Source organism: Zafaria cholistanensis (assembly GCF_008580665.1).
In the GTDB taxonomy this organism is placed as follows: domain Bacteria; phylum Actinomycetota; class Actinomycetes; order Actinomycetales; family Micrococcaceae; genus Zafaria; species Zafaria cholistanensis.
Genome location: NZ_BKDJ01000001.1, coordinates 170,404 through 188,898, shown reverse-complemented (window position 1 = coordinate 188,898; position 18,495 = coordinate 170,404). Strand labels below are relative to the sequence as shown.

Annotated in this window: 14 protein-coding genes and 3 pseudogenes; 8 read left to right on the top strand and 9 right to left on the bottom strand. The window is 58.4% G+C overall.

Annotation, left to right across the window (positions count from 1 at the left end):
* Positions 1-485 precede the first annotated feature (485 nt).
* Positions 486-738: pseudogene (locus NCCP_RS01005) on the top strand (ISL3 family transposase); the annotation flags it as partial.
* A gap of 22 nt (positions 739-760) precedes the next feature.
* Here the strand turns inward: NCCP_RS01005 and NCCP_RS01000 are convergent.
* The gene (locus NCCP_RS01000) at positions 761-1,435 is read right to left on the bottom strand and encodes a transposase (protein WP_149955230.1); all 675 of its coding nucleotides are present in this window, start codon (positions 1,433-1,435) and stop codon (positions 761-763) included.
* A gap of 746 nt (positions 1,436-2,181) precedes the next feature.
* Here NCCP_RS01000 and NCCP_RS00995 point away from each other — a divergent pair.
* Both NCCP_RS00995 and NCCP_RS00990 read left to right on the top strand, forming a co-directional pair.
* Positions 2,182-2,421: pseudogene (locus tag NCCP_RS00995) on the top strand (transposase); the annotation flags it as partial.
* 2 nt (positions 2,422-2,423) lie between these two features.
* A pseudogene (locus NCCP_RS00990) lies at positions 2,424-2,648 on the top strand (transposase); the annotation flags it as partial.
* A 126-nt stretch (positions 2,649-2,774) separates the two neighbouring features.
* Here NCCP_RS00990 and NCCP_RS00985 read toward each other — a convergent pair.
* The 8 genes from NCCP_RS00985 to NCCP_RS00950 all read right to left on the bottom strand — a co-directional run bounded on the left by NCCP_RS00985 (position 2,775) and on the right by NCCP_RS00950 (position 11,211).
* Positions 2,775-4,130 carry a lipopolysaccharide biosynthesis protein gene (locus tag NCCP_RS00985; protein ID WP_149955229.1) on the bottom strand — a complete coding sequence of 452 codons (1,356 nt, stop codon included), beginning with the start codon at positions 4,128-4,130 and terminating at the stop codon, positions 2,775-2,777.
* Positions 4,127-5,035, bottom strand: coding sequence for an ATP-grasp fold amidoligase family protein (locus NCCP_RS00980; RefSeq protein ID WP_172627244.1), 909 nt, complete (start codon positions 5,033-5,035; stop codon positions 4,127-4,129). The genes NCCP_RS00985 and NCCP_RS00980 overlap by 4 nt, the downstream gene beginning before the upstream one ends.
* 207 nt (positions 5,036-5,242) lie before the next feature.
* Complete coding sequence (locus NCCP_RS00975; protein WP_172627243.1) at positions 5,243-6,181, bottom strand: glycosyltransferase family 4 protein; 939 nt, start codon at positions 6,179-6,181, stop codon at positions 5,243-5,245.
* Between the two features lie 209 nt (positions 6,182-6,390).
* The gene (locus NCCP_RS00970; protein ID WP_149955226.1) at positions 6,391-7,245 is read right to left on the bottom strand and encodes a glycosyltransferase; all 855 of its coding nucleotides are present in this window, start codon (positions 7,243-7,245) and stop codon (positions 6,391-6,393) included.
* Positions 7,235-7,888, bottom strand: a complete 654-nt coding sequence (locus NCCP_RS00965) for an acyltransferase (protein ID WP_149955225.1) — start codon at positions 7,886-7,888, stop codon at positions 7,235-7,237. Before NCCP_RS00965 ends, NCCP_RS00970 begins: the two co-directional genes overlap by 11 nt.
* Positions 7,889-8,686, bottom strand: coding sequence for a hypothetical protein (locus tag NCCP_RS00960; RefSeq protein WP_149955224.1), 798 nt, complete (start codon positions 8,684-8,686; stop codon positions 7,889-7,891).
* Between the two features lie 514 nt (positions 8,687-9,200).
* A complete protein-coding gene (locus NCCP_RS00955; protein WP_225873600.1) occupies positions 9,201-10,466 on the bottom strand; it encodes a glycosyltransferase in 1,266 nt (421 codons plus the stop codon).
* On the bottom strand, positions 10,369-11,211 hold the full coding sequence (locus NCCP_RS00950) for a glycosyltransferase family 2 protein (RefSeq protein ID WP_149955222.1): 843 nt from the start codon (positions 11,209-11,211) through the stop codon (positions 10,369-10,371). Before NCCP_RS00950 ends, NCCP_RS00955 begins: the two co-directional genes overlap by 98 nt.
* Positions 11,212-11,860: 649 nt before the next feature.
* On the opposite strand from NCCP_RS00950, the gene NCCP_RS00940 reads away from it, so the two are divergent.
* The 5 genes from NCCP_RS00940 (at position 11,861) to NCCP_RS00920 (ending at position 18,220) form a co-directional block, all read left to right on the top strand.
* Positions 11,861-13,096 (top strand): glycosyltransferase family 4 protein, encoded by a 1,236-nt coding sequence (locus NCCP_RS00940; protein WP_149955220.1) that lies wholly within the window; start codon positions 11,861-11,863, stop codon positions 13,094-13,096.
* 63 nt (positions 13,097-13,159) lie between these two features.
* On the top strand, positions 13,160-14,209 hold the full coding sequence (gene gmd / locus NCCP_RS00935) for a GDP-mannose 4,6-dehydratase (RefSeq protein ID WP_216364639.1): 1,050 nt from the start codon (positions 13,160-13,162) through the stop codon (positions 14,207-14,209).
* 3 nt (positions 14,210-14,212) lie between these two features.
* Positions 14,213-15,184 (top strand): GDP-L-fucose synthase family protein, encoded by a 972-nt coding sequence (locus NCCP_RS00930; protein ID WP_149955218.1) that lies wholly within the window; start codon positions 14,213-14,215, stop codon positions 15,182-15,184.
* A 132-nt stretch (positions 15,185-15,316) separates the two neighbouring features.
* Entirely contained in the window at positions 15,317-16,642 is a 1,326-nt protein-coding gene (locus NCCP_RS00925; RefSeq protein ID WP_216364643.1) for a UDP-glucose dehydrogenase family protein, read from the top strand.
* Between the two features lie 105 nt (positions 16,643-16,747).
* Positions 16,748-18,220 (top strand): sugar transferase, encoded by a 1,473-nt coding sequence (locus tag NCCP_RS00920; protein ID WP_308655489.1) that lies wholly within the window; start codon positions 16,748-16,750, stop codon positions 18,218-18,220.
* Positions 18,221-18,495: the final 275 nt, after the last annotated feature.

The following is an 18,495-nucleotide window of genomic DNA, read 5'->3' as shown; positions in this document are numbered from 1 at the left end:
ACCGCTTCACGTTGGGGTCAGCCTAGAGGGCGGGAGATTCCACGGGAAGGGAAGGGCTAGTTCCGTCGCCTCATTTTTGGCTTGAGGGAACGTTCCGGCCGTGGCAGAGCCGGGAGAACCGGCTTGGACCACATATGCTGTGGTTGATTGGAGATTTTGCGCTCCGGATAAATCAGGAAACTGTTTCGGCGCCATGCCGGCCCACACCTAAGCGTCCCCGGAACGTAATTTTTCCGAGGAGAATGATGTACCGCCTGTCCAACACCATCAGGGCTACGCGTGGGGATCCACTGACGCCATCACGGACCTGTCTGGGCGGGAACCTGAACCGGCCCAGGTTTTGAAGGGGCAGTTTCCCCGCCCTTTGCAATCCGGAACGTAGTTGAGGTGTGAGCGCGGTCGGCGCGTTGGTGGCCGGTTAAAGGTCGAGGCCGAGGTCGTCCGATGATGGAAGTTCTCACGCTGTCCATCCGGAACACCTCGACGTGTTCTACGCTGCCTTCACATCCCCGGGCCTGACCGCGTTCGCCCGTCTCGATGAACCGGGCTGGAGGCCGTAGGGCAGCGGCTTGAACCGGAACAGACGGTCCTGGCCTGCCGGGTCTTCGAGCCGGACGGTTGGTGCCGTCGGTGCGGGTGCGAGGGGGTTTACTGCGGGACACGCTCGTGCGGCGGTTGGCGCACGAACTGTTCGGGTGGCGCCTCAGGGTCCTGCTGGCAGCGGCCCGCCGTTATCGGGCCCTTCGCCGATCCGTGAGGATCAAGGGCGGTGCGTGAGACCTCCGGCGGCGAGGAGCATGCGGAGGGGGCAGTTCTCGTAATTGCGGTAGCCGCGGGCGAGGCGGCGGTGAAGCTCGATGATTCCATTGACGGCTTCCGTGCCGCCGTTGGATGACCTGCCGGTGGTGAAGCAGGCCGCAGAACGCCTCGCGCCAGCGTCGGAGGGTCCGGCCGAGGATCGCGGTTTCTTCGGATCGGGCAGGCGTGTGAAGCCTCGAGGATTTTCCCGGCGCCGTCCTTCGGCGGTGTCCTTGGCCTTATCGGTGGTGCAGAGGTCCCGGGCGCAGCGCCACGCGACGCAGACCTCCTCGTGGGCGGGGTTCGCCTCGATCGCGGTCGCGAGCCGGTCCAGCTGCTTGTCGGCGAGGTTCTCCGCGCCGGCGCGCAGGATCACCTGGAGGGGATCGCCCGTGCTGCCGCGGTGCCCGGTGCTGGGCTGCTGACCGCGACGGCGGACCTCGTTCACGGCCTGAGTGCCGAGCTTGACGACGTGGAACGCATCCAGCACTGCGGTGGCGTCCTCGGTTTCCTGGTCGATCGCGCTTTCGTGGCTGCCGAACGGATCCCGCGCCGCTATGTCCGCGCCCTGGCGGAAGCCTCGGCTGCGGTCGGTGAGCCAGCGAAGCGTAAGCCTTCTTCGAACGCCCCGGGACAAGGTCCAGCAGCCGGGCCCTCATCCGTGGTTTGCCGTCCGGACCAGCGTGGCGGGTGAGATCGTCCATCCCGGCTGGCTCCTTCGGGCCCCGCCTGCGCGGGTTGATGTGATGACAGATGTGTTCGTCGATCCCGAGGGTGGTGCTGCCGGCGAAGCTAGCCTCGTCCGCCGTGAGGCGCGCCAGTTCAAGCTTCACGGCACGCCCCAGCGTCCTCCATGCCGTCCCGAGGCGGCGTGCCAAGCCTCAGATCCTCGCGTGCTCGCGACGCATCTGCCCGACCCCCGCACAGCCACCTGGGCGGGCACCTGCTCGGCGCACGTCCCCCATTCGCAGCCCGGCTCCGGGCAGCGCCAGCTGCGTTGCCGCCACACGACCCGGACCCGCACCTCCCATGAGGCATGTCCTTGAGCACGCGCCGACGCTGGCCACGGCTCGGGGCGACCACCCCGCATGCGGGACAACCCATCAAGACCCACGGCCTCGAGGCCGTCACCGCCCCTCCGCGCTCAACGGCATCAACCTGCACCGCGCCCAGCCCGAAAAGGAGGTCGCAAGGACACGAATCGCTGCTGGTGGACGCGGTGACGCACTCCGTAGCATTGGACAACGTCGAAGTCTCCGGAACGAACAGTTGCTTGGTCGCTACTGATCAACGAAGACCTCGGCGCCTATCCCCGGCAGATCATCCCGGCATGTTACTCCACACCGGATCGGCGAAGAGCTGATCATCGCTTCAGTCAAATCCGGCAGCCCTGCTGCCTTCCGCGAAATCGTTACGCTGGGGCGCACGTTGAAGAAGTGCGTCGTCGACGTACTGGCCTACTTCGACCGGCCCGGCACCTCCAACGGCCCGACCGAGGCCATCAACGACCGCCTCGAACACCTCCGCGGCTTGGCCCTGGGTTACCGGAACCTCGCCAACTACATCGCCCGCAGCCTGCTCAAAACCGTCGGATTCAGACCCCGGCTACACCCTCATCTGTGAAGAGCCTCCATACCTGTCCAATCCCTGAAGTCGTCCGCGTCGGCCGAACCCTCCGACGCCAGCGCGACCCATTCCTGGCCTACTTCACCACCAACCGCGCCAACAACGGCGGCACGGAAGCCGTCAATGAAATCATCGAACTCCACCGCCGCCTCGCCCGCGGCTACCGCAATTACGAGAACTGCCCCCTCCGCATGCTCCTCGCCGCCGGACGACTCACCCCCTGATCCCCACCGGATGTCCCAAGAGCCGAAAAAACCAGTTCTGTCAGAGCATCGAAGATACTAGTCTGCAGAAGCAAGTTGGATCAACTAAGGGGAGAATACTCGATCTCAGGGGACGCTCCCAGCAGTTCACGTACGGAGTACTTTTCGGACGGCGAAAATGGTCGGAATACCGAGAAAAACAAGATGGGCTACCAAATTTGCATATGGAACTCCAACAATTCCGATCTTTTCGGACCAATGAATTGCAAGGGGGACCGCCGCTCCAGCAACCATCAAATTGAGAGCAGCTTGCAACCAGATCCTGTTTGCTCCGTTGAGCAACATGGAAAACTGACTCATACCAAAGCTGTATAAGCTCCATAAAGCAAATGCAAAAAGATCCCAGCGACTTACTGCGACCAGGGAACCAGTCCAGATGTCGATGATTATTCCACCGAAGGCAATCAGGAGGACGCTAACTACGCCGTAAACTGTCATCGTTAATGCGAACATACGGCTAAAGGTCCTCCGCACCCACTGAACGTCTCGCTGGGCAAGTGCGTGAGAAGTAGACGCCCACAACTGCAGCAGAGCATTGGAGAACAGGGACATTGTGCCGACGAAAAGCTTAGAAACAAGCCCATATAGAGCAGCCCCCGAGGCTCCAACTACGTAAGCCACGACCAAGCTCTGACCTTGGGAAAAGGCAGCAGTCGCAACAGACAGCACCATGAACGGCGCGCCCCCGAGCAGAACACCTTTGAGATCCCTAACGCTGAACCCGTCGCGCCATCCATCGGCTAACGACAAGGTCCGTTTGACCTGAATTACCGTCAACATGCCATTCAACAGAACAGGAAAAATAACAAAACACGCCGTAAAGTACAATAGGCCTTGCGCCGAGAGAGAACCAATATAGCAAGAGACGAAGGTAAGAACGCTTGCTCCCAGCATTACCAGATTCGCTTGCCATCCCTTTTGGTATGCAAGTGCCAACCGGCTGCCCAAAGTCAAAGGAATCGACATGGCAGAAGACACTACAAATAGAAGGATAGAGTAACGAATGTCGGACGGGTCAACACCTTCAGCAGGCAAGAGGGCTTCGTCTGGAAACACCAAGACCATTGTCCCGAGGCTCATTAAGGCCAAGAATCCTACCAAGCTTAAGAAGCCGAAAGTATTAAGGACAAATTTCCGAAGATCCCTCCAGGAACCTGTGGAGTAGTGACGCGCCGCGACGGTGATAGCGGCGTTACCGATCCCAAAATCCAGAAAGCCCAGGGCCCCTGTCAAACCGACCAATGTAGCGACAATTCCATACTCAACTGGGCCAATGACCCGGACTGCTATACCAACCGATATGAAGCCCAGCAACGTTGTTGCAACCTTGGCACCCATGCCCGAGATTAATGCTGACCGCATAGCGCGTGAGCGCACCGCGTTCTGTCCTTCTTCCAGAGTAAAGGGTTCCGCGTCGGAGGAGGGCTGTTGAGGATTAATCATTGCGAAAGAAGAGAAACGGTAGAGCGCGAGGGCAGTCTCCAATACGACCCGAGATGCGCATCGAAGCTTACCGGGTCCCACCTTGCCAGACCAGCGGTCGGGTAGGGGGTAATCTCTCCAAAGTATATTTTCCGGCCCGAAGCATACAGGTCGACTCTCACGAAATCATAACCCGACCCGATGTTCTTAGCCGCCTCTAGCATTTCTCCCAAATTTTCCGGCGTGGGTTGTACCTCGCCAAGCCGCTTACCACCTTGCCTTACATCCAGCGGCTCCCAGTTTGGAGTGTAAAAACGACGAGCAACTTCTTCCACTCGAGGCGTATCCACCTGAATTAACTGTACTTCTCCATCAAAGACAAAGAATCGCAGATCCGCCGGAGAATTGCCATCCGCCGTTGGGATCCGTCGCTCGATAAGAAACCCTGGTCGCGCTTGTCCGTAGGCCCACTCGCCGAAAAGCTCAAAGGGATTGCGATAAGGCCACGCCTTAACTTCTGCCAAATCTATCCCCGAAGCGGCAAGTGTTCCTGCTCCAAAGGCTGCGTGACCAGTACCACCAATGGGCTTCAAAACCCATTCACAACCCCAGTCAACGTCAGCAATACTCTCTAGTTCTGTCCCATGCCAAAGTGTCTCGGGAACCGCAATGTCCGGGTACTTTGACTCCGCGAGGTCCTTCATTGCAAGCTTATCGCCACCTACGGCAATTTGATAACGGCGGTCATGGATTATTCGCCACTGAATCTTCTCTGAGAAGGTCTGGGGCGAGCCAATCAAGAGACGCTTGTGGCTGCGAATAAATAAGAGGTGTCGGCGCGCAGCGATAGGGAGAAAGCGCAACGCGTTATTGTTGGCTTCGCGAAAAAAAGATCTTATGGATACATTCATTGCTTTTCTTTCCATTGTGCCTAACAATCCCCCTCTAATCCCATTCTCACGATACATTAATCATTTAGTTCTTTGCTCTTAATGTAAGAGCTGCCGAATAGGTAATTGTTACCCGATCCTCACCAGGGTAGGCGATGCCGATCCGCACGCGGTCCGTGGATCGACTCCCTCCTCCTATGAGCGCCGAAGAACTGTCGGCGAAACCAGCACTCAATGCAGCACTTAATCAAGCAAGCCAAACTCTCGAAGGATTAAGGTCACACTAGATGTGTAATTGAGCTTTTCAACATAGCCTAGTCGTCCCTTATGCGAGATTTGCATATAATCAGGGGCGCCCAATCGCGCCAAACCTTCTGCGTACTGCCGGCTTTCGTACTGCAATGAATCACTTGGCTGTATAACAAAACCAAATCCTTGCTGCTGCACGTGTTCGCTGGCGCCACACGAGCTCGATGTCAGGACGGGGAGGCCTGATGCTGCGGCTTCCACTACGACTGCACCATAATTATCCGCCCTGGTGGGGAGGACCAATGCGCGGCAGGTCGCTAGGAGTTCAACGAGAATACTTCGATCCCTCGTATTTTCTGGTGCCAGTTTGCCATGAAACCTGAGTAACGGATGAGTTTGCTGTGAAGGCGGACAATCACCTACTACATGAAGGATCACGGGTTTGCGGTCCTCACGGTCCTGGCGGCCCAACTCGGCAATGGCACGAAGGGCTATGTCGCCGCCCTTACGAATCCAGTCAACACCCATAAACAAGAAGTCATTGCTCGGAGGTAGTGATTGTGTGCGAAGAGTCCAAGCGTCCTCCAAGAGCTTAATGGGCAAGTTAGGGCCAAACGGCGCCACCATGACTTTTGCATTTGGAGCCATTTCCAAAGCATCAATCGCTCCGGTCTGAGTTGGCAAGAAGTTAGCGCTAGCCGTTTCAAGCAGTCGCTTTTCGAGCAGCCTAAGCCGATCTTTAGACTTAGCGGATAACGAATTAAGCATCGGATATGCATCCGTCTTTAGCATTGTTTGGAGCGTAGCGTCGGGCCACGTTACCAAGGGCACATCGAGAGCTTGATATGCGGCCAACGTGGTAGTGGAGAGAACAATGTCAACTTTATGCTTTTTCGCCGATAGTTCAACTCTTTCAGCATAATCTTTCAACATTGCAGGACTTCTATCCGCTAAAAACGAGGGAAGTCCCAGGGACCGCATCACGCGTGACGTTGCATTTAGCCACTGCGGGGCCGAAGGGAGAGAGAATGGCACCACGTCAGCGACCGAACGCGCTGCCTCAAGAACAGCGCGTGGGCGTCCCGACTGAAAGCCGGTATTGAAGTCACCAATTCCGACTAAGAGAATGCGGGGCTGCCTCTTCACTTTGTTCCAGCTCTTCCAACACGCCAACGCCGGTAGGCTGCCGTCTCTCTCAGCGAGGTGGTCGCTACAGTCAACGCGTGTTTGGCTGTTTCGACCTCTGATATTCCCCTAAGAAGGGGACTGTAGATGGAGGCCTGCCGAGCTGCCCGGGCTTCCTTCACGAATCGCCAGGGTGTCGAAGTTGTCTTTGTCCCCTCATGGATTCTCAGGGCACCGAGGATCTCGGGTACCGTGCTGGAACAAGTATCCGAATGGCCCCAAGTTCGGAGATATAGCTCGTAATCCATGCAAAAGTGGTATGCCCTCGAAAAACCGCCGAGAGCCAGCAAGTGCGACCTCTTTATAAAGAATGCCCCGCTGTAAACCATGCAACCTCGCATGGCAAGCCGGTCGAATGTTGGCTCGGGAGGCGGAAATGTTCGCCGAACATGACTATTCCCATCAATGGTGGTGTACGCTCCTACGATGACGTTCGCCCGTGGATGAGTAGTTGCGGCCTGACGGACACTTTCCAGGGCTCCTTCATAGTAAATATCGTCCGCATTCAGCCAGCCGATCCAATCCCCCTTGGCTCTGGCCAAAGCCCGATTTAGGGCATCCGCCTGTCCCTCATCAGACTCGACGAAGAACCGCACAGCACCCGACCGACCTTGGGCAGCAGTATGCCAGCGCTGGTCGGATCCTCCATCTTGAACGATCAGTTCGTCGCCGGCGATAAATTGAGGCAGCACGGATGCAAATGCCTTGCCTGCCAGTTTCGCATTCGGTTCAAAGGCCGGCATCAGAATGGAAAAAGTATTTCTATTTGAGTCGGACTTTTGGTCAAGGCAATAATATTCGTTAGTCGACAAAACCGCGTTCCCTTGTAAAGTATTGGCCAGATAGATCGTTGCTGCTTGCGGACCCCCGCGGCCCTATGACGAGAGTGTTCCCTGAGAGGGCACTATCTTTGGCGAGCACCGTACCCATGCCCACCACAACGTTCGAGGCCACTGATACGCCTGGGGTGAGCGCGCAATTCGAACCTACAATGCAGTAGTCGCCGACGACGATCTGCTGAACGCGTTGCTGCGAGCTTCGCCAGTCGATGCCGTGAGTAACGAAAGTTGACCTCACGCCGGCAATGGTCGTATACGAACCAATAATGACGCCGCCTGACACGTCCAGGTAGTGGCGGGAGGTCACCGCAGACTCAGCACCAAGATGCAACTTACCGCCTTGCTGTCCAGCGATACTGGGTGCCGATGAGACCCAGTTCCACTGGCCAATAACACTACCGGACTCCATGTGAAGCAAATTCAGGTCTCTAAAGACGTTGAGCGGCCCAATTCGAGAACCGCCTTCGATAGAAACATTTTTGATCCTAACGAAGACCGACGGTCCAATTTGGACGTTATCTCCAATGATCCATCCGGCTCTTCTAAGAAGATAATTCTTAATTTTGCCCGCAGGCAGGGCGCCCACCACGATGACAAATAGGCTCTTAAATTGCAATTATGCTCCTTTGGCTTTGGATTGCCCATTTGATGCTATCCATAGCGCCCACGTCAGAGTGGCTGCAGTAAGAAATCGCGTTGTGGCGCCAAATGGGCTGAACGTTGCAGTCCAGATCATCAAAAGTCCCGTAAACGTAGGTAAGACCCAAATAGGCAGGTTCCACGTATTTACTAAGGTGATAGAGCGAAGTCCTAGAGCAATTAACACCACCCACGCCAGCAAGCCCAGGATGCCTGCCTCCAACCAGCTCGACATGATCGACGAGTGGGCCGGCACGGTGCTTGTAGCCAGACGCGACAATGCCGCCTGATCCAGGCCTAAGTTCAATAGCTGAGTACTGCCCGCCTCAATGATTTCCGGAGCATAGATAGGTTCGGTCCCATACCCAAGAATAGGGTGTTCAAGGGCCGCTCGCAGACTGTAAAAGATTTCGTTTCGTCCGCCCAAGAGCATCAAAAGCGGTGACGAGCCTCCGCCCTGCAGTTCCAACCGGATCTCTGCCTGCTCATCGAGATATCCGCCGCCGACGAGAGTGGCGTACAGTTTCGCCAAGGCATAACCAAACGTCCCAGCGAGCGCCACCGCAACTACCCACAGGCACGCTGCGCGAGAAATCACACCGGCCATCGGCCGCAAGCAGAAGCGCGCCACTCCGAATGCCATGACTGCGCCCATTAGGAGTGCTAGAGACCGGAAATCCTGCATCAGGTTAGCGGACGCCGCGGCCAGCAGCACTATGGTCTTAACTATTACACTCCTTGTCGCAGAAGCGATAAGGACAAGAAGAATCGTCACGGGTAAACCAAACGCGACTTTCCAAGCTACGTCTGAGGTAGGGGGCATTCTTTGCAGAGGGATAGCCACTAAGTAGCCGAGGGCAATGCCAAAGTATAACCTCACAAAGTCAGTCGATGAGCGGCATATATGGCTCAGGACTATGACCGTGATCCACAGAAGGAGGGGGACCGTGCAAGCCTTAAGGAGGTTACCAAGCGGGCTTTCATTCCAGACACCGGACATCACAAGGCCGAGGGTCCAAAGCAAGCAAGCCCAACCCACAATTTTGCTCTTATCGAGGCGTACGCTTCCCGGGAACGTCATGAGAAACATGAATTGAAGGCAAATGGCGATCTCAGTTAAGTAAAGCTGTCCGCCTACCGGAATATAGAAGCCCGAGAATAATCCGTACCACATTGGCAACGACCGAAGGAGAGGCGCACGCCTAGATCCGGACGGCGGCTTGTGGATCTGGACTTTGACTGGTGGGCTTAACTTGCTTGCGCTCGATTTGAATCCACGCGCTGTCCGTTCAGCTCGCATTAGTCCGGCCGCCACGAAACACTTCCAGGTAGCGCTTTGCAGACTCCTCCCAAGTGAGATGGTCACGGGCAAACTGACCTGCGCGCATACCCATCGCAACAACTTCATCTTCTGAGTCAGAGAGCTCTTTCAGTGCGTTGGCACTGGCCTGCAAGTCGGGAGCTTCCAAAAGAATGCCTCCCTTGCATTGTTCGACAAACTCTGCCGCAGCCACGCCCCGTGTGGCTAGGACTGCACAGTCGGCGATCATCGCTTCAACGAGGGCAATGCCAAAGTTTTCTCGGTCTGTCAGCAGAACAAACACCCCTGATGCACGCAATACCGATGCTACGCCTTGTTCATCTACCGGACCCATTACGGTCACGGATCGGTCGATGCCGAGTTCTTCTGCTAGTTCTTGCAGTTCTAATGCAGTGTGGGCACCGTCTGGACCAACGAACAAAAGATGTCCCGATGTGCCTACCCCTGATTCCTGCCATGCCTGGAGGAGGAGACGCGGGTTCTTTTTCCGCGCAAGCCTTCCCAGGAATACGAATCGGCGTGAACGGGGAACAGCAAGATAGGAAGCCGGCAGCGCAGTTTGACTCTCGCGAGATAGGTCAGCACCCAGGGGTACGACTCTCACCTTCGAGCGAAACCTCTGCGGCAACGCGTCCAGACGCTCAGCCGCAGAAGTCACAAAAATGCCTTCGGACATCCGAAAGAGCCAACCAGCGATGATCCAATCGAAGGCTCTCTTTAAATTCGCATTTTTTCGCCTGTCATACGCGTCAAGTGTACCGTGAGGCTGCAGAAAGAAGGGTTTACGAAAAATACTACTCCAGAAGCAGGCCATGAGAACGGACGGGAGGTAAAGGCCATCTGCGATTACCACGTCGGCAGATCGAACTGCTTTTTGCAGCCGGAAAAACATGTCGATGGAGAGTTTGTACGGGGCCCCAGGCACTTGCGATGAGGCCAGTGCATATGTCCCATTCACGTAATCTGGCTTCTTCATTCTGTCCACGCCATGATCTGCCGTAGTCATTACGAGAGCTTGGTGTCCTAAACGATGAAACGCTCGGTTAAGGGATCGAACGGAAGTGGCCGGACCTCCGTCGGCCGCGGCAATGGTTGCGGCGACTTGGAGAATTCGTAGACTGCCATCGCTTGTGGTTTCAGACCCCCACCAGGCGGGCGATTTCACGACGCTTGACTCCGATCTGCCAGTAATAAAAAGCCAGTGCAAGGCCGTAATCAAATCCGGCCCGGCCATCACGGAAGCCCTGCCTAATGAGGTAGGAGTATGCAAAAAACAAAAGCGGCTTTGCCGGAGCATTTACTGCTAGACGGCCCAACGGCGAACGGCTTTCTAGCGAAGCCTTATCCTTGGCAGCGATCATGTGGGCTTCCCAGTCGCTGTATCGATTGTGACGAGCAAAGTAGTCATAAAGACCGTCCTCGTCTTGGTGACCTAAGACAGCGCTGAGCTTCCGAACACTGCCAGCTTTAACCTGCGGCTGATAGTGGCCTTCTACCTCCCACATGTTTTGAACGTGCAAGTCATCTGGTCGAGGCCAGTATGCGGCCGATCGGCGCATTCCAATTCGCTTGGATACCCTGTGGCCAAATTTTAGTTCTACTCCGCACCAGTAGTATCGGAGCGGAACTTCAAATGCAGAGGCCGTCCGGTCTTCTACCGTGCTGCGAATTTCGTCTACGAGTTCGGGCGTAAGATATTCGTCCGCGTCGAGATAGACCACCCAGTCATGGGTGCAATGCGCAAGCGCCCATTCCTTCTTCTTAGGATAACCTTTATCCCATTCGAACTGGATTACCGTTGCCCCCGATTTCTCAGCCAAGAGCACGGTTTCGTCTGTACTCGCAGAGTCAATGACTAGTATCTCGGCGAAAGCCGCACCCGAAGAAACAGCGCGGGCTACGTGCCTAGATTCATTTTTTGTGAGAATTACAACCGTGGCTGGGATTTTGACTACAGGTTCTCGATCATCAACTTTCATTACTACTAAACCTCTCACCAAAGTCCGTTACTTGGCCTGATTGCCCTACAATGCGGTTTTCAGGGATTGTAGTGTTCGGCCCGATCACACTTCCTGGCCTGACAACGCTACTTATTCCCACCGTGGTGCCCCCCAGAATCATGGATCGCGAGGTGATCCAGGCGCCGTCTTTGATCTTCACGGGGCGTGTTAGCAACGCCATGTCTCTTCGCAAAGCGTGGCTCCCTGTTGTAATTAAGGTCTCCTGGGAGACAACTACGTCGTGGCCGAGTGTGACCTGGTCCTGGTTATGGATCCAAACGCCCTCGCCAATCCAAGCCCTGTCGCCTATCTCGAGCTTCCAGGGGAACTTCACCCGTGTTCGGGGCCGGAAAATCACTCCCTCACCAATCTTGGCCCCAAACAAGCGCAGCACGCGCACGCGGAGGGCGGAGCTGATCTGGAGTGGATTCGTAACAAAAAGCAACTCGGCAAGGCCCCAGAGGTACACAGTCAGAGCAGGGCGTCCCCAAGCAGCGCGTTCGCCGGGGGCTTTGGAGAGATCGATGACAGGAATGTCACTTAGATCACAGTCGGGAATTCCATTCATTGCGCCCCCACACATGCCAAGTTTCCGGATTTTTATGTTCGCTCGCCTATTCTGGCATATGTGACTACCCGAGACTTCGCGGCATTGATTGTCAGCCTCAACTATGCCCCGGAGCCGACGGGCAATGCGCCGTACTCCACCAAGCTGGCTGAAGGCCTGAATCGCAGGGGGCGGGCGGTCCAGGTACTTGCGGGGTATCCGCATTACCCCGAGTGGACTATTCCTGCAGGATATCGCGGTATGACCATGGATCAGCAGATCAACGGAATCTCGGTAAGGCGGCTCAGGCACGCGGTACCCGCGGAGCCTGGAATCTTTTCGCGTATACATATGGAACTCTCCTACGGACTGCGCTCCGTCCTCACTAACTGGCGCAAGACCGATGTTGTCCTAACTGTTTCACCTGCTCTGTTCGCCTCCGGACTGGCAGTCCTGAAGGCGCGTATAACCGGAACGCCCATAGGAGTTTGGGTCCAAGACATCTATAGCCGCGGACTGGAGGAGACCAAAGGGTCCTCGTCGCTGGCCGCCAAGGTCATGAAGCGTGTCGAAGGACAAACTCTTCGGTCGGCTACTGGCGTCGCTGTCATCCACGAACGCTTCCGGGCTTACGTTGTCAATGAATTGGGGGTCCCCGGGGACCGCGTCCGGGTCATCCGGAACTGGACGCACATTTCGGTCCCGGACAACGTGGACCGCGCAGCGGCACGCTCTCAATTTGGCTGGGCACTCCAGGACACGATCGCCCTGCACGCCGGCAACATGGGCGTCAAACAGAATTTGGAAAACGTTATTGATGCCGCCCGCCTCGCTGAGTTGCAAGGATCTTCGGTGAGGTTCGTGCTTCTCGGCCATGGCAATCAGCGTCCTGCTCTGGAGAAATACGCGGCGGGCGTGAAAAACATTACATTCATGGACCCGCTCCCGGACGAGTTGTTCACTCAGGCCCTTCAAGCCGCCGATGTACTCATTGTGAATGAGATGCCTGGGGTCAAAGAGATGTCTGTTCCCAGCAAGCTCACGTCATACTTCGCGACGGGGCGTCCGGTGGTGGCCGCGACAGAACCAGACAGCGCAACCGCCGATGAAATCCGAGCCTCCGGGGCGGGGATTCAAGTCAACTCTGGCCGGCCGCAGTCACTGCTGAATGCTGTTGAAGAACTAGTGGCCAACCCGGAATTAGCAGCCTCATGCGGGGCGGCTGGTGTGCCATACGTGCGGTCCGTTTTGGACGAGGGACGGGCCGTCGACGCATACCAAGCCTGGTTGTCAAACTTGATTACAAGCGCCAACTAGGGATTAATTGACCGCGGGATGACCGCGACAGCTGTCTGTAAAATTATTCACACAGGGGGAAACTTGGCCAAGAAAGCTCTTATTACGGGAATCACGGGCCAAGATGGCTCCTACCTTGCGGAGCTACTGCTCAGCAAGGGCTACGAGGTACATGGTCTGATCCGGCGAGCCTCGACGTTCAACACGGCCCGCATCGACCACATGTACGTCGACCCGCACCAGGAGGGCGCGAAGCTGTTCCTGCACTACGGCGACCTTGCTGACGGTGCCCGTCTTGTGACGCTGCTGGCCCAGATTAACCCTGATGAGGTCTACAACCTTGCCGCTCAGTCCCACGTGCGGGTGTCCTTCGACGAGCCCGAGCACACCGGCAACACCACGGGCATGGGCAGCATTCGGCTTCTTGAGGCCATGCGCATGGCCAATGTGAATGCCCGCTTCTACCAGGCGTCCTCCTCAGAGATGTTCGGTGCCACCCCGCCGCCGCAGGATGAGGAAACCCCGTTTTACCCGCGCTCCCCTTACGGTGCTGCCAAGGTCTACAGCTACTGGGTGACCAAGAACTACCGCGAGGCCTACGGGATGTTCGCCGTCAACGGCATCCTGTTTAACCACGAGTCCCCCCGTCGTGGCGAGACCTTTGTGACCCGCAAGATCACCCGCGCCGTCGCCGCCATCAAGGCCGGCAAGCAGCAGGAGCTCTACATGGGCAACCTGGACGCCGTGCGCGACTGGGGCTACGCCGCCGAGTACGTCGAAGGCATGTGGCGCATGCTCCAGGTCGACGAGCCCGAGGACTTCGTGCTCGCCACCAACGCCGGCTACACCGTCAAGGACTTCCTGCAGTACTCCTTCGAGCACGTCGGGCTGAACTGGGAAGACTACGTCCGCTTCGACGAGCGCTACCTGCGCCCCACCGAGGTCGATGCGCTGATCGGCGACTACTCCAAGGCGAAGGACAAGCTCGGCTGGGAGCCGACCGTCAAGACCCCGGAACTGGCCCGCATCATGGTCGATGCTGACATCGAAGCCCTCAAGAACGCCGGCACCCACTGGATCGACACCGTGAACCTCAAGAGCTGGAACAGCAGCCTCCTGGTCGCAGGGGCCTAAGCTGTGGAGAACGTCGAGTTCACCGCGCGCCCGCTGGAGCGCGACGCCAAGATCTACGTCGCAGGCCACCGCGGACTGGTCGGCTCCGCCATCTGGCGCAAGCTGGAGGCCGAAGGCTTCACCAACATCGTCGGCCGCACCTCCGCCGAGCTGGACCTGAAGGACCGCGTCGCGGTCTTCGAATTCTTCGCCCGGGAGAAGCCGCGCTACGTGGTGCTGGCCGCGGCGAAGGTCGGCGGCATCCTGGCCAACAACACCTACCCGGTGGACTTCCTCAGCGAAAACCTGCAGATCCAGCTCAACACCATGGATGCCGCACTTGAGCACGGGGTGGAGCGCCTGCTGTTCCTCGGTTCCTCCTGCATCTACCCGAAACTGGCCCCGCAGCCGCTGAAGGAGGAATACCTGCTCACCGGGCACCTGGAACCCACCAACGACGCCTACGCAATCGCCAAAATCGCCGGCATCCTCCAGGTCCAGGCCGTCCGCCGGCAGTACGGCAAGGCGTGGATCTCCGCGATGCCGACCAACCTGTACGGCCCGGGCGACAACTTCTCCCCCACCGGCTCCCACGTGCTGCCGGCGCTCATCCGCCGCTATGACGAGGCCGTCCAGGACGGCGTCGACACTGTGGTGAACTGGGGCACGGGCTCCCCGCTGCGCGAGTTCCTCCACGTGAATGACATGGCCTCCGCGTGCCTGTTCCTGCTGGAGAATTACGACGGCCCGGAGCAGGTCAACGTGGGCGTCGGCACCGACGTAAGCATCAGGGAAGTCGCCGAGATCGTGGCCGCTGCCGTCGGCTACACCGGAGCCATCGAATGGGATGCCTCCAAGCCGGACGGCACCCCCCGGAAGCTGATGGATGTCAGCAGGCTCACTGAAGCCGGCTGGAAGGCCCAGATCGGTTTGCGCGAAGGCATCGAAGAAACGGTTGCCTGGTTCCGGGCTCACCGGGATTCCTTCAGGGCGTAATATGCGGGTGGCGCGCGGCGTCCGCGTGCCACCCGCATCCGCCTCACCGGATAACCTAGCGGTACGGACGGAAAAGTCTCGTTTCGGCCGGCACAGCTCGCACGACAATCCACAGGGGGAAGCAACGTGTCATTGCGCATTTCCGTTATCGGGACCGGTTATCTCGGCGCCACCCACGCGGCCTGCATGGCCGAGTTGGGCTTCGAGGTCCTGGGGCTGGACGTTGACCAGGCCAAGATCGATTGCCTTTCCCGCGGCGAACTCCCGTTCCACGAACCGGGCCTGCCGGAACTGCTGCTCAAGCACATCGCTTCGGGCCGGCTGCGCTTCACCACCTCCTACGAGGAGGTGGGTGCCTGGGCGGACGTGCACTTTATCGGCGTCGGCACCCCGCAAAAGGCCGGGGACAACGCCGCGGACCTCACCTACGTCGATGCCGCAACACTCTCGCTGGCCCGGCACATCACCAAGGACTCGCTGATCGTTGGCAAATCCACCGTGCCGGTGGGGACGGCGCGCCGGCTTCAGCAGCTAGTCATCAAGAACAAGAACGACGGGGTGGACGTTGGATTCGCGTGGAACCCCGAGTTCCTGCGCGAGGGCTTTGCGGTCAAGGACACACTGACTCCGGACCGTTTAGTGGTCGGTGTGGACAATCCGGATGCCGAGGCCGTCCTGCGCGAGGTCTACGCCACCGCACTGGCGGCCAATACCCCATTCATCAGCACCGATTTCGAAACCGCAGAGCTGGTCAAGGTGGCGGCCAACGCCTTCCTGGCCACCAAGATCTCCTTTATCAACGCTTTCTCCGAGGTCACCGAAACGGTGGGCGGGGACATCCGCACCTTGGCGGACGCAATCGGGCATGACACCCGCATTGGGCGCCGCTTCCTGAATGCCGGTGTCGGTTTCGGCGGAGGTTGCCTGCCTAAGGACATCCGCGCCCTCCAGGCACGGGTCAGCGAACTCGGATTGGAGCGCACCATGCGGTTCCTCTCCGAGGTGGATGAAATCAATCTGCGCCGCCGCGACCGCGTGGTCTTCCTGGCCGAGGACATGCTCGGCGAACTGGCGGGGAAGAAGATCGCTGTGCTCGGCGTCGCCTTCAAGCCGGACAGCGACGACGTCCGCGACTCCCCCGCCCTGGATGTGGCCGCCCGGCTCTTCAGCGCTGGTGCCGACGTGAACGTCTTCGACCCCGAGGCCAACACCAACGCCGCCAAGCGTTTCCCGCGGTTAAACTACGTCAATTCCACCGTGGACGCCGCCCGGGACGCCGACTTGGTCATCCTGCTGACCGAATGGGCCGAGTTCAAAGCCCTCGCGCCGACGGACCTGGACGACCTGGTCCGGGGCAAGCGCTTCATCGACGGACGCAACGTGTTGGACATGGGTGTCTGGCAGGATGCCGGGTGGGACATCACCGCACTCGGGCACAGGCACGTCGGCCAAAAATAAACGGCCACCGGCTGTCGGCAGGCGCATCGCCGTCTGCCAACGGCCGACCCTGACGGGCCGTTGGAAAACGGTCCCAGCATTTTCTTCGGGGGGAAGAGAAACACCTTGCAGACCTTGGAACCAGCCACTCGCACCGAGCATTCGGCGCCATGGCCCTGGCAGCACCGGCTTCCACGCGCGCTGCGCCTCAGCGACGGTGGGGTCATTGCCGTATCCATGGCGCTGGCGCAGGTCCTGCGGTTTGGCACCGATTCATCCGTCACGCTTAAGGGATCGGCTGGCCTAAACTACTGGTTAGTAACGGCCCTCATTATTTTTGCCTGGTGGATCATGCTCGAAGCTTGGGGCACCCGCGACCTCAAGGTGCTGGGGACCGGCCCGGAGGAATACAAGAGAGTCGCCGTGGCATCCCTCTACCTCTTCGGCGTCATCGCAATCTTCTCCTACGCACTGGATATCCCCACCGCACGCGGATACGTTGGCGCCGCACTGCCGGCGGGCGTGCTGATGTTGATGTGTACACGGTGGCTGATCCGCCGCTGGCTGGTGGGCCAGCGGGCCAACGGACAGATGAGCCGGCGGCTGCTGCTGATCGGAGGCCCTTCCGCAGTGGCGCACCTGCACAAAAACCTTTCAAGCAACCCCGCCGCCGGATACCTCCCTGTCGCCGCCATCCTTCCCGGTTTCCTGCCGCAGTCGCCCACCGGAGAGGAGTTGCCCATCCCTGTGGCTGGCGTGAGCGCCGACCTTGAGCACATCTTGAGTTCCATTGAGGAGCATCAGGCGGATGCGATAGCCATCTCCTCCGGCTCTGCCCTCAAGCCGCGGACCATCCGCAGCCTCGGCTGGGAATTGCAGGAACGCGGCATCAGCATGATCATGGCTCCCGCCCTTACCGATATTGCCGGTCCCCGCATCCACACCCAACCCATCGCCGGACTGCCACTAATCCACGTGTCCACCCCCAAGCTTGAAGGCATGCGGGCCGTGTTCAAGCGGGCCTTCGACATCCTTGGTGCGTCGATTGTCCTGCTGTTGCTCTCCCCCGTCCTGCTGGCCACCGCCACTATGGTCAAGCGGGACAGCCCCGGACCCGCTTTCTTCCACCAGTTCCGGGTGGGCAAAAACGGGGAAACCTTCCGAATGCACAAGTTCCGCTCGATGGTGGTGGACGCGGAGACGCGACTGGATGCCCTGCAGGCCGACAACGAAGGCAACGGCGTTCTGTTCAAGATGAAAGAGGATCCCCGCATTACCAGGTTCGGGGCCTTTATTCGCCGTTACAGCATCGACGAGTTGCCGCAGCTGTGGAACGTGCTGATGGGTGAAATGAGCATGGTGGGACCCCGTCCTCCCCTGCCAGCCGAGGTGGACACCTATGAGAAGTACGTCCACCGGCGCTTGATGGTCAAGCCCGGCATCACCGGCCTATGGCAGGTCAGTGGCCGCTCTGACCTCTCGTGGGAGGACAGCGTCCGGCTGGACCTGTACTACGTAGAAAACTGGTCCCTCATGCAGGATCTGGTCATCCTTGCCCGTACCGTGAAGGCCGTCCTTGCCAAAGACGGGGCTTACTAGGAACCGTTCCTGCAGATTGCTTCAGGGCTTTCGGAGTGCTATAACCCCTCGAAGGATGACTGCGTAGCCCCATAGCTTCATCAGGAACCTTTCCGGGGAACCTGCCCAGCTTGGGCCGGGTACATCGTGTTTGAGCTTTCGGTTGGGTCAGGGAGGCCTTCAACCGCGGATGGCCGACATGTCTCCCGTGATGACGTGATAGTCCTATCTCCGCGGTTCGTCGCGAAGCCCATACCAACTGTCAGCTATCCCCAGCAATTGATGAGGTCGTATCC

Excerpts from the sequence above, each read along its gene's own strand:
- NCCP_RS00985 (WP_149955229.1), bottom strand. The coding sequence starts at position 4,130 with ATGATTAATCCTCAACAGCCCTCCTCCGACGCGGAACCCTTTACTCTG.
- NCCP_RS00980 (WP_172627244.1), bottom strand. The coding sequence starts at position 5,035 with ATGGAAAGAAAAGCAATGAATGTATCCATAAGATCTTTTTTTCGCGAA.
- NCCP_RS00975 (WP_172627243.1), bottom strand. The coding sequence starts at position 6,181 with ATGTTGAAAGATTATGCTGAAAGAGTTGAACTATCGGCGAAAAAGCAT.
- NCCP_RS00955 (WP_225873600.1), bottom strand. The coding sequence starts at position 10,466 with ATGGCCGGGCCGGATTTGATTACGGCCTTGCACTGGCTTTTTATTACT.
- NCCP_RS00950 (WP_149955222.1), bottom strand. The coding sequence starts at position 11,211 with ATGAAAGTTGATGATCGAGAACCTGTAGTCAAAATCCCAGCCACGGTT.